Annotated in this window: 14 protein-coding genes; 8 read left to right on the top strand and 6 right to left on the bottom strand. The window is 35.5% G+C overall.

Annotation, left to right across the window (positions count from 1 at the left end; genetic code table 11):
- Positions 1-220 precede the first annotated feature (220 nt).
- A complete protein-coding gene (locus LDK52_RS18395) occupies positions 221-1609 on the bottom strand; it encodes a dipeptidase (RefSeq protein WP_277587379.1) in 1389 nt (462 codons plus the stop codon).
- Between the two features lie 175 nt (positions 1610-1784).
- Here LDK52_RS18395 and LDK52_RS18390 point away from each other — a divergent pair, with 175 nt between their 5' ends.
- From LDK52_RS18390 to LDK52_RS18380, 3 genes are all read left to right on the top strand, one after another.
- Entirely contained in the window at positions 1785-3047 is a 1263-nt protein-coding gene (locus LDK52_RS18390) for a hemolysin family protein (protein ID WP_320415373.1), read from the top strand.
- Positions 3048-3485: 438 nt separating this feature from the next.
- Complete coding sequence (locus LDK52_RS18385) at positions 3486-4208, top strand: type II CAAX endopeptidase family protein (RefSeq protein WP_277587378.1); 723 nt, start codon at positions 3486-3488, stop codon at positions 4206-4208.
- A 568-nt stretch (positions 4209-4776) separates the two neighbouring features.
- Positions 4777-6933: a transglycosylase domain-containing protein gene (locus LDK52_RS18380; protein ID WP_277587380.1), complete on the top strand. Its 2157-nt coding sequence runs from the start codon at positions 4777-4779 to the stop codon at positions 6931-6933.
- 226 nt (positions 6934-7159) lie between these two features.
- Here LDK52_RS18380 and LDK52_RS18375 read toward each other — a convergent pair whose 3' ends face one another.
- Positions 7160-8245 carry a DUF4179 domain-containing protein gene (locus LDK52_RS18375; RefSeq protein WP_277587377.1) on the bottom strand — a complete coding sequence of 362 codons (1086 nt, stop codon included), beginning with the start codon at positions 8243-8245 and terminating at the stop codon, positions 7160-7162.
- Positions 8242-8808, bottom strand: coding sequence for a sigma-70 family RNA polymerase sigma factor (locus LDK52_RS18370; RefSeq protein WP_277587376.1), 567 nt, complete (start codon positions 8806-8808; stop codon positions 8242-8244). Before LDK52_RS18370 ends, LDK52_RS18375 begins: the two co-directional genes overlap by 4 nt.
- A 373-nt stretch (positions 8809-9181) precedes the next feature.
- On the opposite strand from LDK52_RS18370, the gene LDK52_RS18365 reads away from it, so the two are divergent.
- From LDK52_RS18365 to LDK52_RS18355, 3 genes are all read left to right on the top strand, one after another.
- The gene (locus LDK52_RS18365) at positions 9182-9427 is read left to right on the top strand and encodes a hypothetical protein (RefSeq protein ID WP_277587375.1); all 246 of its coding nucleotides are present in this window, start codon (positions 9182-9184) and stop codon (positions 9425-9427) included.
- 225 nt (positions 9428-9652) lie between these two features.
- Entirely contained in the window at positions 9653-10108 is a 456-nt protein-coding gene (locus LDK52_RS18360; RefSeq protein WP_277587374.1) for a hypothetical protein, read from the top strand.
- A 418-nt stretch (positions 10109-10526) separates the two neighbouring features.
- Entirely contained in the window at positions 10527-11075 is a 549-nt protein-coding gene (locus LDK52_RS18355) for an RNA polymerase sigma factor (RefSeq protein ID WP_277587373.1), read from the top strand.
- Between the two features lie 185 nt (positions 11076-11260).
- On the opposite strand, the gene LDK52_RS18350 is transcribed toward LDK52_RS18355, so the two are convergent.
- From LDK52_RS18350 to LDK52_RS18340, 3 genes are read right to left on the bottom strand one after another with little or no spacing between them, the layout of a single operon-like run.
- On the bottom strand, positions 11261-12826 hold the full coding sequence (locus tag LDK52_RS18350; protein ID WP_277587372.1) for an ABC-F family ATP-binding cassette domain-containing protein: 1566 nt from the start codon (positions 12824-12826) through the stop codon (positions 11261-11263).
- Between the two features lie 34 nt (positions 12827-12860).
- Entirely contained in the window at positions 12861-13049 is a 189-nt protein-coding gene (locus tag LDK52_RS18345; RefSeq protein ID WP_277587371.1) for an SE1832 family protein, read from the bottom strand.
- Positions 13050-13094: 45 nt separating this feature from the next.
- A complete protein-coding gene (locus tag LDK52_RS18340; RefSeq protein WP_277587370.1) occupies positions 13095-14099 on the bottom strand; it encodes a hypothetical protein in 1005 nt (334 codons plus the stop codon).
- Positions 14100-14176: 77 nt separating this feature from the next.
- On the opposite strand from LDK52_RS18340, the gene LDK52_RS18335 reads away from it, so the two are divergent.
- Positions 14177-14974, top strand: coding sequence for an NAD-dependent epimerase/dehydratase family protein (locus LDK52_RS18335; protein ID WP_277587369.1), 798 nt, complete (start codon positions 14177-14179; stop codon positions 14972-14974).
- A gap of 81 nt (positions 14975-15055) precedes the next feature.
- Positions 15056-15619: an NADPH-dependent FMN reductase gene (locus LDK52_RS18330; RefSeq protein WP_277587368.1), complete on the top strand. Its 564-nt coding sequence runs from the start codon at positions 15056-15058 to the stop codon at positions 15617-15619.
- Positions 15620-15815: the final 196 nt, after the last annotated feature.

Raw genomic sequence — 15815 nt, 5'->3', positions numbered from 1 at the left:
AAAAGTGATTAAAAGAAACGCATTTGGTTATCGAAATTTCTTGAGATTTCGAGCTAAAATATTACTAACGCACAAGTATAAAAAGATTGGAACTCATGTTGGTTAAGGTGAAGGAAATTTTACTTCACCCCAACATTTGACGTAGAACCGTTTTAACTAACACTTCTTTTGGCAAATTTATTATGCCTACTTAGCATATGATAAAGGCGAGTTAAAAAAGTTATTTCTTTAATACTTCTTTCGAAAGTCCAGCTAACTCGAAATAGTAATCTCCAATTACACGAAGGCCTTGGTCAAAATTTTCTAAATGGAAATGCTCGTTAGGTGCATGGAAATTTTCTGAAGATAATCCGAAGCCCATTAATACGACCGGAAGTCCAAGAATTTCGTCAAATGCAGCTACAATTGGAATAGATCCTCCGCCACGAGTATATGCTGTAGGAACGTTATACACTTTTTCATAACTACGCCCAGCTGCTTGAATAGCAGGGTGGTCGAAAGGAGTGATGAACGGCTTACCTTTATCGAATTCTGTAAGGGTAACAGCAACTCCAACTGGCTTGTTTTTTTCAATATGTGCTCTTAATTTAGCAACAATTTCATCAGGATCTTGATCAGGCACTAGGCGGCAAGTTATTTTTGCCCCAGCTTCACTTGGAAGAACTGTTTTAATACCTTCACCCGAGAAACCTCCGAAGACACCGTTAATCTCTAAAGTAGGTCGTGCCCACACTCGTTCTAAATGAGTGAAGCCTTTTTCACCGAATAATTCATCGACACCAACTTCGGCCTTCAAATCATCTTCATTGAAGCCAAGGGAAGCATAAGCTTCTCTTTCTTCATCAGCCAAAGGACGAACATTGTCATAGAAGCCATCTACTTCAATGGTTCCTTCTGCATCACGGAAAGATTCCAAGATAGAAACTAGTGCGTGGATGGAGTTTTGAACACCGCCACCATAAAGACCAGAGTGAAGATCGCCTTTTGCACCTTTGACATCAATTTGAACGCCGCATAGACCACGCAAACCGTAGCAAACTGCTGGCTGTCCAGGACCCTGCATGCCTGTGTCAGAAATGACGATAACGTCTGCTGCAAGTTTTTCTTTATTAGCTTCAATATATTCTTCTAGGTTAGGACTACCTACTTCTTCTTCTCCTTCAATTAAAAACTTAACATTTACTGGTAAGGCTTTATTTGTTTGAAGAAGTGCTTCAATAGCCTTTACATGCATAAATACTTGTCCTTTATCATCACTTGATCCACGTGCGTATAATTTATTATCTCTTACTTGAGGTTCAAATGGTTCGCTATCCCATAGGTTAAGCGGGTCAACTGGTTGAACATCATAATGGCCATATATAAGCATGGTAGGTTTGTCTCCTGCATGTAACCAATCAGCGTAAACAACTGGATGCCCGCTAGTTTTATCGACTATGACATTTTCCAATCCTGCTTTTGTTAAGGAATCAGCAAGCCACTGTGCACCACGTAGCATATCCTCTTTATGTTCAGATAATGAAGAGATACTTGGGATACGTAAAAACTGTTTTAGTTCTTCTAAGTGTTCTTCTCTTTTTTCTGTGAAATAATGGTCTAATGTACTCATTACAATCCCTCTTTTCAAAGTATTTCGTGAATAGAAATAGTATAGCATAAGTTTTGTGCATACTAGGTGTATTTAGTCATAGCTGGTATTAGTTTTATGACAACTAAAATCCCAATATGATATAGTAGTAAGAAAACATATGAACGTATATTAATACTCACAGGAGGCAACAATTTTGTACATAGAATTTGTACTTTTTGCTATTTCTATACTTGTATCTCTTTTTCTTTCAGGTAGTGAAACAGCGTTAATGACAGTTAATAGGACGAAGGTACAGCTAAGAGCAGAACAGGGAGACAATGAATCGGAGAAACTACTTGCCCTGCTAGCGAAGCCGGACCGAATGATTATCACTATCCTAGTAGGAAATACAATAGCAAATATAACTATGACCGTAATTTTAATATTGATGGCAGAACAGTTCGATTGGCATATTGGTTGGTCTCTTGCTATTTTAACCGTGTTTATTATTTTATTTTGTGAAGTACTTCCAAAAACAATTGCCGCAACGTTTTCGGACCGAATTGTGTATGTAGTTACACCACTTATACGTTTGCTAGTCATCATTTTGCGTCCAATTACAGCATTTATATCTGAGATCACGAATTTATTTATTCGAATTGGATCAAAAGGTGCAATAACAGAAACGACAATTACAAAAGAAGAGTTACTCTCCATGGTTGATCTTGCTTCAACGGATGGCACGTTTGAAGATGATGAATCAGAACGTATAAAAGGAATGCTTGATTTTCCAAATAAGGATGTTTCCGATGTTCTTTCTACACATAGAACAGAGGTAGTAGGTATTCCTATGGAAGCCTCATATGAAGAGGTCCGTGATACCATTCTGGAGCATCATTATACAAGATACCCAGTTTATGACGATAGCTTAGATACAATTATTGGTATGTTTTATTCGAAGAAGTTTATAGAATGGTCGATGGATACATCTACAGAGCTCGATTCGTTTATCGATAAAGATCCATTATTTGTCGTACAGAGCTTGAGTGTAGAAAAAGTATTTAAACTAATGCTGACCCGCAAAAAACATATGGCTGTTGTATTAGATGAATATGGTGGGACGCTTGGGATTGTTACTCATGAAGATTTAATAGAAGAAATGATTGGGCAGGAAATAGAAGATGAAACAGATAATGACGAAGAAATTCTAGTGCATGAGATGACGGAAAGCCGTTTAGTTTGTGCAGGTAGAATGGAAATTGAAGAAGTCAATTCGCTATTCAACATTTCTATTGTAAATGAAAATGAAACAATAGGTGGCTTTGTCTTAGATCAATTAGGGCATGTGCCGGAGGAGAACGAACAATTCGTCTACGATGATTTAATGGTTGAAATTAATGAAATGGATCGCAGTCGTATAGTTAAATTGACAATTACGAAACGAGAAGAAGCAGTTGAAATAGAACCTGAAAAATAAGCGGATTAATACTCAACCCGTTCAGTTGAGCGGTACAAAATAATCAAATTACAACCCAATTATCGATATAAATAACATAATATTCCTGTGGAAAAAGCACTGTTTTAACAGTGCTTTTATTTTGTGCTCTTCTAAATTTACCGACAATTCAAGGGAATTGAATAACAATATGGTAAGATATAAATGAAGTAAAAAAAGATTGTGAAGACGTTCACTTAAACTAACGCCGCAGGATAGCTCAATAAGCTAATCCAAAAGTAGGTTATTTTAAATGCTTAAAACTTATAATCGTATTTAATAGAAAGATTCCTTTCTTAAACTTTGTTGTTTTTTAGATAGTAATATTCTTAAATAATAATGTTATAACAAAACATGGTTTAATAATTAATAATTAATAATTAATAATTAATAATTAATACTTGATAAGAGGTGATAAAAATGCTTTTTCTGACCCTGTTTTTACTAATAATCGTTGTAGGTTATCCAATATGGGACTATTTTTATTTGAAAAAGATAAAGAGTAACCATATAAATAAGTGGAGAATGTACGGACAAATTATGATTATCCAATGGGTAATGGTAATCATAATTTTAGCCTATTGGTTATTGACTAAACATACTTTTAACGACTTATTTTCTATTGAAAATCCTTTGTTTTCCTTCAAAATCGAATCTTTGCTGGCAATTGCGTTTGGAGTAAGTATTAGTATTGCGATGTTTGCTTTGATTATTTACTTCTCAAAAACAATAAGAAAGAAAATTTCCGAAGCATTAACTGATGATAGCATTCAATTTTTATTACCATCAACCTTTGGAGAACGTTTGTTTTTCCTTTTGATAGCAATTACGGCAGGAGTTTGTGAGGAAATCATTTTTCGTGGTGTGATGCTGTATTATCTAAGCCACCTTCCATTTGAATTACCATTCATTGCAATTGGTATTATTTCAAGTTTGTTATTTGGAATTGTTCATCTATATCAAGGGTGGAAAGGAGTGCTACTAACTACCTATCTGGGTGCCATATTGTTTATTCTTTTCGTGGGAACAGGATCTTTATGGACCCCTATCGTTCTACACTTCATTATAGATGCGAAGTTTGTATTCTTGCCAAATAAAAAAGTGCAAAAAAGGAGCAAGTCAGATAAATTTGAAAACAATTGAACTGTCTATCATTGAAAAAATGCTTGGATAAAATATTATTCAAACATTTTTTTATATTGATTTAATTGTCAATTCAACTCCTAAAATTGGTTAGAAGTGCTATGAAATAATATGCCGATTGACATACATTTAGGTTGTTAATTATTACGCCAAAAAACGCTCAGAAAAAATATGAGCGTTTTTACTTGTCATTCACATTGCTAACTACCTGTTAAAACCTATGTTCATTTGTTTGTTATTTGCATTGTTTTTATGATTCTTCTCCCCATCAACCGAACCCGTTACTTTTTATATCTCATTGGTCATATGAAGATTATGTACAGTCCGAGGACGCTATGCAGTAGCTTATTCAAGAATATGGCGCGATTCCAGAGGAAATAGCGCTCCTTTTCAATCTTAGGATCATTTCTAAAATATTCTAGAGGCAATGGTTTACATAAGAAGGCACAAAGTAGTAGATTACAAATTCCCTATTGACTATATATACTTCATATCGAACAATTACCTTTATGCAACAGCTGAATATGAAACGTCGCCAGACTAGAAGGTGGAATAAAACGTGAGAAGAATGGAAAGAAGAGAGCAACGGAAATTAACCGGGCAGATATGGAGTAAGTTTAAAGATAAAAAAATGATAGTAAAGATTTTAGCAGCAGGTACAATATTCGTTTTAAGCTGCCTACTGATCTTTAATATATTAATTTTGAAAAGTGATGTCAGTAAATTAGACGATCCGGCTCCACAGCCAACGATTATTTATGATCAAAATGGAGATGTAGCTAGTAAGATTTCAGGTTCCAAAATAGAAGGAGTTAGCATAGAACAGATTCCTGACCAGGTTATTCAAGCCGTAATTGCTACAGAAGACCAGAAGTTTTACAAGCATAATGGCATTAATGTTATCGGAATTGTTAAAGCATTGACGAAAAACCTAACAAGCGGAAAAATTGTGGCGGGCGGAAGCACAATCACGCAGCAGTTGGCAAAAAATGTTTTTCTAACACAAGAGCGTACATATACGAGAAAGTTTAAAGAGCTTATCTTGACGAAAAAAATTGAACGAACCTACTCCAAAGATGAAATTATGGAACGGTACTTAAATCAGATTTACTTTGGAGAAGGAGCTTGGGGCATTCAGCGTGCTTCCCAAACGTATTTTGGCAAGGATGTAATTAAATTAACGATAGGTGAGTCGGCGATGCTTGCAGGGTTGATTAAATCGCCTTCCAATTTGTCTCCATTCAAAGATATGGACAAATCAGTCGAACGGAGAAATCTGGTTTTATCCTTAATGGAAAAGGAAGGTTACATTAGTCAAGATGATGTGGAAGCGGCAAAAGAACAACCAATAGTTTTAGAGGGCAAAAAGATAGATGATTATAAAGGGAAGTACCCTTATTATGTAGACCATATTATTGAGGAAGCCATAAAGAACTATGAACTTACAGAAAATGAGGTTCTTTCAGGTGGACTTCATATTTATACAGAATTAAATCCTACAATACAAAATGCAGTGGAACAGGTGTATAGGGATGACGAGATGTTTCCTGAAGGGCAATCTGACCAGCTAATTCAAAGTGGCGCCATCTTCATCAACCCCTTAAGCGGCGGCATTAACGCCCTTGTTGGAGGAAGAGGGGAACACACTTTTAGAGGATTTAATCGTGCGACTCAACTAAAACGGCAGCCTGCGTCTACCATTAAACCGCTGGCAGTATATACCCCAGCCTTAGAACAGGGATATGACATCTTTGATATCTTACCAGACTCGCCTATTAATATAACTGGATATCAACCAATGAACGTTGACAATCAATTCCGAGGAGAAGTGACGATGTATGAAGCTTTGGTAAATTCCTATAACGTCCCGGCGGTATGGTTGTTGCAAAGTATGGGATTAAAATACGGGATTAATGCAGTCGAGCGATTCGGTATTCCATTAACGGAAGAGGATTCTAATCTAGCTTTAGCACTTGGTGGTTTGAATGAAGGCGTATCGCCTTTATTGATGGCGCAGGCGTTTTCCACTTTCCCCAATAATGGGGTGATGGCAGAAGCACACGCTATTCAAAAAATTGAAGATGTCAATGGCGAGGTCATGGCAGAATGGCATAGTAGCGCGACAAATGTCACGGATCCTTTAGTCGCCCAGAAAATCACCTATATGCTTAAAGGTGTTGTTGAAGAAGGCTCAGGGATGAATGCTCAAGTGGAAGGCTGGGAAATCGCCGGTAAAACCGGTACAACACAACTCCCATTTGCGAATGCAGGAGGAGCGAAGGATCATTGGTTTGTTGGATATACACCTCAAATTGTTGGGGCAGTTTGGATGGGCTATGATCAAACGGATGAAAATCATTATTTATCGGGATACAGCGGCTCTACGGTCACAAAAATTTTCAATGAAATTCTCTCGGAGTCTATCACGGAATTTTCCCAAAAAGAATTCGATTTATTGGCGCTGGAAAAACAGCTTAAAGACCAGCTGAAAAAAATGGAAAAACAGAAGGAAAGAGATTTAGAACAGAAGGAAAAACAGGAAGAAGAGAAAAAAGAAAAGAAAGATAAAGATAAAGATAAAGATAAAAATAAAGATAAAGATAAAGATAAAGATAAGGAGAAGAAAGAGAAAGGAGAAGTGAAGAAGAAAGAAAAAGAAGAGAAGAAAATGGAAAAGGAAGAAGAGAAGAAAAAGAAAGAGAAAGAAAAGGAAAAACAAGAATAGCAAAGTTCAACAATCGGGCGCTTTTCTTTAATAAGAAGGCGTCTTTTTGCATCTATTAAACTAACGGGGCATTTAGTTGAATAAGAGGGAGTTTAAGTGTGTAGATAGAAATGTTTTAGGTAGGGGTTATTTAATTTAGTATAGAATGAATTATTTGGTTCATGCAGTACACTACAAAAAAGAAAAAAATCCCTGTTAAATAACAGGGATTTTTCTTAACTTGTATTTATTTTTCAATTTCAATAATTATCTTATCCATATTAAATTCTTTGATGTCTGCTCTGCTATTCATTGATCTACCTCTGCTTCTAATTGTACCATCTTCATTATATTCTACTATGTCTAAATCAGCGAGCGTTACTTTAGGGGTGATAATGAGTTTTGATGCATCTGGATCTAATGAATCATAACTTGCACTCATATTATAACGAAAGGAAGCTGAGCCAGTACCAACGCCTGCTTTACTAACATAAACATTTCCTACATCATCTTTTACTTCAAAATTGATTGAATTACTATCCCATTCTTTCGTTAATTCTACCGAAGTAGTTTCTTCGTATTGAATATGGAAAGACTTAGGAGTGATGATGAGTTTTTCAAAATTTAATGTGATGCCACCTTGTTCTTTGATTTGGGTTAAATTTTGAATTGTAATCTCCGCTTTGTTTAGCTGGAACTTGAAATTCCAATCCCCTACAATTCTCTTTTGATCAGCAATAAGACTAGAAAGCATATAGTTAATTTTCCAATCCACGTCTAATTTTTGGTACGACTCGTTTACTGTAGTAGTTGATTTACCAGTATATTTGTTTTCACCTATTTTGAAGACTTCGTTGAACGTATTTTCTTCTTTCCCTTCTACAACAGCTACACCATCAATGTAAAAAGAGTCTCCTAAATCCTTATTAGTATCGATTATATACGAAACAATAATTGTTTCCCCATCGTAAATCGCATCATTCAGTGTCACCTGCATCCCATTACTTTCAGCTACACCGTTAATTGGATTGGAGTTTTCATGGTAGTCTTCATATAAAGCATCGTTATAATTAAAAAATTTGTAAATATTTCCTATTACAGGTATCTTTTCAGCGTTAGCTGTAAACGACAAGCCAAAGAGTGCGGAAGTAATTAATCCTAAAACAAGAGAAGCTGCAGTTATTGACTTTTTCCATTTCTTTTGATGAGAAGTGTGTATTTTATTTAATAAATCTTTTTTTACTTTAGCTCGTTCAAACTCACTTACTTCCATTTTCTCAAATTCATCTAAGTCAATATCGATATCATTTAAATGCTTATAAATATTCTTCATACTAAACTACCTCCCATTAAAAATTTTGATGAATGTACTTTTAATTTTTTCTTACAACGGTATATACGATTGTCAATTGAAGCTTTCGTTTTTCCAAGCTTAAGTCCAATTTCCTCAGTATTTTCTCCAAGGAAAAACCTTCTTATAAAGATTTGCTGATCAATCGGGTCTAATCGGTTAATCAATTGCATGAGCTCTGATCTACTCACCTTACGCTCGAATTCCTTTTCTGCAGAATCAGTAGGAGAGAGTTCTAAATTCTCGCTAATAATCTCCATATTTTTAGCGGATTTTCGGTAATAATCAATTGCCTTGAACTTCGCAATGGAACAAACCCAACTCTTAAATTTAGTAGAATCACCGTTAAAATCTTTTGCATGGTGCCAAATAGATAAGAAGATATCATTTACGCATTCATCTACCATTCCGTCGTTTTTAAATGGGGATAGTACTTTGTAAGTAATGCCTTTTATGAGCGGTAAGTATTTGTCCACAATATATTCGAGTGCATCTTCTTTTCCAGATTGCAGAAGCTGAATAAAATTTGTTTCATTTGATTTCATCTACAATAGCCCCTTCACTTTTTTGTAAAAGCTTTTACACTCTATATAACGAAACATAAAATTTAATTTCTCAATATTTCTATAATTAATGTATTTTTCTAAAGATTATCATACAAAACGTTGATAAAAACCTAAAAATAATATCCAGATGAAATTAATTAAATAGAACTCGCTATTCCAGTTTTATGTTAGAATGGTATTAATTTACCAAAATGCTTGGTATGTGGAATAACAATAAGGGGATAGTTTCCTTCAAAGGTGCTTTACTTCAATTGAATTAACGACGCAGTTTAGTTGAAGAAGGAAAACTAATTATTTACTAGAATAAGTACCAGTAACGACTTTATGAACTAGGAAATGAAAGGGGGATGTTATGTACAGGTTATTTGGAATTTTAATAATTAGTTTATCATTGCTGTCAGCCTCAATTGTATTGCAAGTTGCTATGGCAGTGGGGCAAGAGTTGCATACTATTTCTGTTTGGCTAATTTTAATTGTTTTAATATTGGGCATTTTATTGTTAATTCCTAAAAGTAAAAGCAAAAACACTGAAGAGGTATTTGTGTCAGACGAAGAAATAGAGGCAGAATTAATAAATTCTAATCATAAAAATAAATGAAATCGAATGATGTACTGTTCTGGTGAGGTCAATGCATTTTTTTCGAGAATAAACAAACGTGCTGCATTCCTGTAATAAGTTTGTGAGCAAATGTACTTAAAGTAACGGGTGCTTTACTTCAAGAAGGAGTAAAGCCTTTTTTCTTATTAAACTAACGCGGCAGTTTAGTTTAAGAGAGAAAACAATAACAATAGAGTGATAAATAATAAAAGGAGGAAATAAACGGTGAATGAAATAGTTAAAAGAATTTTAATAGGAGTTATTGCGACAGTCTTGTTTTGTGTTTCGCTTGCGATATTTGCGTACACGCCTGTTTCTAATAGAGAACCGAATAGTTCATATAGTTCTCTACCACAACTTTTTACTATTTACGCTATATTCTCAGGTCCAGTATTTATTATTGCAGGTGTTATTTGTTCTTTTGTTATTGATAAAATAAGCGTGAAACATCAACATTACTCAAAAGGTAAAAGATACTTGAGAAAATTAATTTGGTATATTTTGGCGGGAGTAGTTAGCACTTTGATTTTTTTGTTTATAATTTCGAATGGGGATATTGTATATAATTCAGATACATCTAGCTTTTTATCTGTTGGAATAATTGCTTCACTCCTTTACTATCATTTGCTAATTATTAGCCATTTTTCACTTAACCAAAGAAGGGGGCTTTTTGTTAAATAATGAAACTGAAATATAAAAAAGATAATGAAAAGCAGATTTATTTTTGTTAATTTAATAGGTTTGTGAAAAATTTCACTTAAACTAACGGGTGCGTTAGTGGAAGATTCGGATATCTTAATAGTTATGACTTAGTTCTCACTCAAGGTGAACTAAGCCATTTAATATGTCAAAAATAAAGCTAATTGATATGTTAATTGCGATGATAATTTACATATCAATGTATTGCGAATTCGAATTTTATTTTGAATGTTTGTACCACTCAACTGAACGGGCTGATTAATACTCCTTTTGTTTTTTATTTTCCTCCTAATTTTTGGCTTACACCTTTGTAATTTTTCTGAAAGAGAATACGATGGAGGGTAAGGTTAAAGTTTGGCATTATAGAGTTAACAAGAAAAGCCGAGCGGAGGAAAATAACATGCAGGTTCAATTAGAAGAAATTTACGAGGAATATAACCGTTATATATACTATTTATCTTTGAAATTAACTAAAAATCAAACAGAAGCGGAAGACTTAATGCAAGAAGTTTGGGTGAAAGTCGTACGATACGAGTCTTATATGAAAGAAGTCGATCATGTAAAAGCATGGTTAACGACGATTTGTATGAATACGTTTCGTGATCGATACCGCAAACAGGTAAGACGCAACAAATACGTAGCAAATCAGCCAGAGCAACTAGATATTTCTTTGCTGGACTTAATCGCTGCAGACGTTTTAACTGTTGAAGAGCAATTAGAGAAAGAAGATGTTGGCGAAATGATTCGATCTAAAGTGAGTGAATTGGATGGTATCTATCAGAAAACAGTTATGTATTTCTATGTACATCAATTTTCACTAATCGAAATTGCTGAAGTAATGAAGGTATCAATTGGCACAGTAAAATCTAGACTGTTCCGTGCAAAACAACGTTTGAAAGAATTAATCATGAATGACGAGATTGCAAAAGAGTCATTAGTGCTTGCATAATTGTAATGAGCCTCCCATTGTTTCGGCAATGGGAGGCTCATTTTTGATGTAATTCGGTTTTGAGAAGGAGTGGCCCCTCTCATATGGGGATGAAACGCTCTCGCATAGCCGACGAACACTAAATGCAAATCAATAAACAGAAAAGACCCTGAGTGTAAACACACTCAGGGTCTTCAATATAGTTACTATTCCTTAATAACTTCTTTACCGGTAGAGAACCATTCTTCCACGTTCCATACTTTTGTTACAAGGCCTTCGTAAAATTCAGGTTCATGGCTTACTAGAACAATTGTGCCTTTGAACTCTTTCATTGCACGTTTTAACTCTTCTTTTGCATGTATATCCAGATGGTTTGTCGGCTCATCGAAGATTAACCAATTCGTTTCTTCCATCATTAATTTACATAGACGAACTTTTGCTTGCTCGCCACCACTTAAACTAGAAAGGGGACGAGAGATATGATCGCTCTTTAGACCAGTTCGAGCTAAGGCACCACGCACTTGGGCTTGTCCCATACTTGGATACGTTTCCCAGACAGCTTCGATTGGTGTGATATCCCCAGCTTTTACTTCCTGTTCGAAATAACAAGGGGTTAAGTAGTCACCACGTGTTACTTTACCGTTTAGAGGAGGTATTTTGCCAAGAATTGTTTTGAGTAAGGTCGATTTACCGACCCCGTTCATACCAACTAGTGCTATTTTTTCCCCACGCTCAATGGAAAAAGTCAATGGAGGTAGTAAAGCTTTATCATAACCGATTTCCAAATGCTCTGCTTCAACAACATAGCGACTCGGGCTGCGGGATTCCTTAAAGCTAAACTCTGGTTTTGATGCCGTTTCAGGACGATCGATTCGTTCGATTCGGTCCAGCTGTTTCTGACGAGATTTCGCTCGTCCAGTTGTAGAGTATCGTGCTTTGTTTTTGGCGATAAAATCTTCTTGTTTCTTAATGAAATCCTGCTGTTTTTCATAAGCATCGATATGCTGTCTTTTATTCAATTCGGCAAGCTCTAAAAACTTCTCATAGGAAGCTGTGTATCTTGTCAGTTTCGAAAATTCTAGCTGGAAGATAACTGCTACAATGCCGTTCATGAATTCAGTGTCATGCGAAATCAATAAAAATGCGTGTGGATAGTTTTTCAAATAGTTGGAAAGCCAATTTACATGCTCTTCATCTAAATAGTTGGTCGGCTCATCCAGCAGTAATACTTTAGGCTTTTCTAATAATAGCTTTGCAAGTAAAACCTTTGTACGCTGACCACCAGACAGTGCCTCGACTGGGCGATCTAAACCAACAGCATCCAAACCAAGTCCTCGGGCAACTTCTTCAATCTTCATATCTAATGAATAGAAGTCACCAGCATCTAAAGCATCTTGAATTTCTGCCATTTGCTCTAATAATACTTCAAGCTCTTCGGGAGTAGCATCTGCCATTTTGCCGATAATTTCGTTTAACTCTGCTTCCTTTTTATAAAGCGGTAAAAAAGCATCACGAAGTGTATCAAACATTGTACGACCCGATTGTAAACGAGTGTGCTGATCTAAGTATCCGTAATGGGTACCTGGTAGCCATTCCACTCGACCTTCGTCGTGAATAATTTCTCCTGTTAATATATTCATCATTGTTGATTTACCAACACCGTTTGCACCCACAAGTCCAACATGCTCACCTTCGACTAAGCGGAATGAAACGTCTTTAAAAAGGGTACGATCTCCGAATGTGTGTCCTAAATTTTCTACTAATAAGCTCATGTATCTATTTCCTCCAAAAAGAAAGCTCTGCGGATTATACTAATTCCGCGAGCTGTTTGTTTAGTTCTGCAAGTTTTTCTTCCATTGTTGCTAGTCTACGTTCAGCATTTTCAACCTGTGTAGGGTGGCCATTTGATTCTAATTTTTCCATATCACCTTGCAAGTTAATATAGTCCAATTTTAGCTCTGCAATTTCTGATTGTAGCTGTGACTTTGTCATCATCGATCACCTTCAGTATTTTGCATTTATTGTAGCATAAAAAAGGACTTAGCGTACGATTTCTTGTTCCTCTTTTGAACTTGCGATCGTTTTTTCAATCAGTTTTACTAATTCTACTAAGTTATTACTAAAATCAAAACGTTTCTGTTTTTGAATATAAGCGTTCCTTCTATTGTTATGCAGGATAATTTCCATCACTGCATTTTGTAGGTAAGATTGTTTTATCTTTCTACCAAGACCTAGATTTGCGAAACCATGTCCTTCCTGTGGAAATGCGTAGTTAACTTCTTCTTCGTGTGCACAAAGAACGATGCAGGGTATTTTAAACTCTGCAACTAGGAATGGCATATAGGATCCAGAAGTTATAACAATATCACTATTCGGTAGGAACGTATCAGGTTCTGAAGTAGAGAAGATTTGGATAGATTTACGTGTAAGTGCAAAACGTTTTAGTTCATGTATATCATGTTTATAATGTTCATCCACTAACACACTAATCTGAAGTGGAATATGAAGCTGTACAAGATGTCTTAAAGTTCTATAGGTTAAGTTTTCCGGATCTTCGTGAGGAAAAGTTACGATTATATGCGGGGGATCCTGTATCATGTTATTATTTTTATAGACAACTTTTTTTGTAGGAATATATCCAAGCGGACCATATACATAATGCTCTTTCGTTACGTCCTTTGGATTTTCATACAACGATTGAATAACCAGATCAGCTAAAGCCCCACCATCTCCATGGTCGTCCATATGAATAAGTGTGCTATTGAACACTTTTAAACGACGAATAAGATCTTTTTCCGAATTTCCACCATCATGCATAATGCAAGTTGGATTAAAGGCTTTCATTTCCACGATCAAGTGAGAATTATTTCTATACAAAAGAGGTTGAACCTGCTGTTTTTTCAAATATTCAATAAGGCTTGTATTAGAGCTATGCACAAAAACTTCGAAGTTAGTTGGTTTCAATGAAGAAAGCAATGCTACTGCACGATCTGCAGGATAAAGTCCACGGTGTGGTAATGTATTCAATAAATAAGCTAGTTTCAAATTATATCATCCTTTCCAAAAGTTATCTCTTTAGTGTATGGAAATGGACAGGTGCTTATGACAAGGGGGAAAGTAAAATGACTAAAAGAGTCGCTATAGTTGTAGGTGCTACAGGTTTCACAGGTCAGTATTTAGTAAAACAATTATGTGAGAGCAAAGAATATGCTGCAGTTTCAGTGATTGTCAGAAGAGGATTTTCATATAAGCATGCCAAGCTAGACATTCAAGTAAAAGATTTTGATAGATTAGAGGAAAATGATTTAGATCTTGCGGATGATCTATTTTGTTGTCTAGGGACTACGATGAAAAAGGCTAAATCAAAAGAAAACTTTGAGCGAGTAGATTTAGAATATCCATTGCGAATAGCTTCATTAGCAAAAAAGCGAGGGATTCCGAATTTTCATATTATCTCCGCGGTTGGGTCGAATAAAAAGTCTCCTTTTTTCTATAGCCAGGTGAAGGGCAGAATGGAAGAGGGATTAATAGAAATGGAACTGCCACATCTATTCATTTACAGACCCTCCTTGTTAACCGGAGGCCGGGGCGAATTTCGTTTAGCAGAGCGCATGTCCGAGGGGTTTTTCCAACTTTTAAATCCTTTATTAGTCGGACCTTTAAAAAAAATGCGTTCAATTGAAGGGGAACAATTGGCTTTCGCTATGTATCATTATGCAGTACATAATACAAAAAAGAGTGTAACCATTTATAAGCCTTTAGATATTTTAAATGCTAAACCTTTAGAGGAATTAGAGGAGCAACCGATTTCACGAGAAGAATTGTTTAATTGGGAAGATCGGGAGAATACTGAAGTGGATGAAGATACTACGAAAATACATGAATCAAATAATGATAAATCCTCTCAGTCAAAAGGATGAACTTTAATATATAAGGCCTCTTTTTGCGGAAACTACGTCTTTTTTTGATACAATAAAGGACGAATAAGGAGGTTCTGTAAGATGAAAATTCTACTCGTAGACGGAACAATAATTGGCACGAAAACAGGTGTCATCTTAGAACAAGTGAAAGACTATATAAAAGAAATTAACCAAGAGTACACGTTAGAAATTATTCGTCTTTCAAATTACGAGCATCAATTTGTGGATGGGCGGCCATTCGAGAAATACAATGATGATATGAAGCTACTTGTAAGCAAATTTGACCAAGCGGATGGTTTTATTATCGCTTCACCTATTTTCCAAGGATCTATTCCAGGTGTACTGAAAAACACATTCGATTTGCTACATCCAAAGTCAATGCGCTATAAACCAGTGTCAATCGTGGCAAATGGTGGAACATACCAACATCAACTAGTAATTGAAAATCAGCTCAAACCAATCTTAGATTATTTTAGATGTCTAGTAACACCTAATTATGTTTACACGCATAAAAACCACTTCGATGAAAATAATGTAATTATTGATAACGATGTTCATGATCGTTTAAGAGAGCTCGCTCGTGTATTTGTCCAATACGCCGAAATGAGCAAAAGCCTTTGCAAAGAACCAATAGATGCACATTAAATCAAATCAAGATGTCTCGCTAAATAGAGGCATCTTTTTTTATGGGAAAAAATCCCTGTGTGCAAGTAATGGTAACTTAAGAGAGAGTAAATAGAAAATAGAGCAAGTAAATCCATTCCATGAGCAAGTAAAGTCAGGATGACCGAAAGTAACTACAATTTTTTCAAATGAATAATGAACCTTTTGGACTTTGCGA

It is taken from the genome of Psychrobacillus antarcticus (assembly GCF_029533155.1).
Lineage (GTDB): Bacteria > Bacillota > Bacilli > Bacillales_A > Planococcaceae > Psychrobacillus > Psychrobacillus antarcticus.
This window is presented reverse-complemented; position numbering and strand designations above follow the sequence as displayed.

Excerpts from the sequence above, each read along its gene's own strand:
- LDK52_RS18395 (WP_277587379.1), bottom strand. The coding sequence starts at position 1,609 with ATGAGTACATTAGACCATTATTTCACAGAAAAAAGAGAAGAACACTTA.
- LDK52_RS18385 (WP_277587378.1), top strand. The coding sequence starts at position 3,486 with ATGCTTTTTCTGACCCTGTTTTTACTAATAATCGTTGTAGGTTATCCA.
- LDK52_RS18380 (WP_277587380.1), top strand. The coding sequence starts at position 4,777 with ATGGAAAGAAGAGAGCAACGGAAATTAACCGGGCAGATATGGAGTAAG.
- LDK52_RS18375 (WP_277587377.1), bottom strand. The coding sequence starts at position 8,245 with ATGAAGAATATTTATAAGCATTTAAATGATATCGATATTGACTTAGAT.
- LDK52_RS18370 (WP_277587376.1), bottom strand. The coding sequence starts at position 8,808 with ATGAAATCAAATGAAACAAATTTTATTCAGCTTCTGCAATCTGGAAAA.
- LDK52_RS18365 (WP_277587375.1), top strand. The coding sequence starts at position 9,182 with ATGTACAGGTTATTTGGAATTTTAATAATTAGTTTATCATTGCTGTCA.
- LDK52_RS18355 (WP_277587373.1), top strand. The coding sequence starts at position 10,527 with ATGCAGGTTCAATTAGAAGAAATTTACGAGGAATATAACCGTTATATA.
- LDK52_RS18350 (WP_277587372.1), bottom strand. The coding sequence starts at position 12,826 with ATGAGCTTATTAGTAGAAAATTTAGGACACACATTCGGAGATCGTACC.
- LDK52_RS18345 (WP_277587371.1), bottom strand. The coding sequence starts at position 13,049 with ATGATGACAAAGTCACAGCTACAATCAGAAATTGCAGAGCTAAAATTG.
- LDK52_RS18335 (WP_277587369.1), top strand. The coding sequence starts at position 14,177 with ATGACTAAAAGAGTCGCTATAGTTGTAGGTGCTACAGGTTTCACAGGT.
- LDK52_RS18330 (WP_277587368.1), top strand. The coding sequence starts at position 15,056 with ATGAAAATTCTACTCGTAGACGGAACAATAATTGGCACGAAAACAGGT.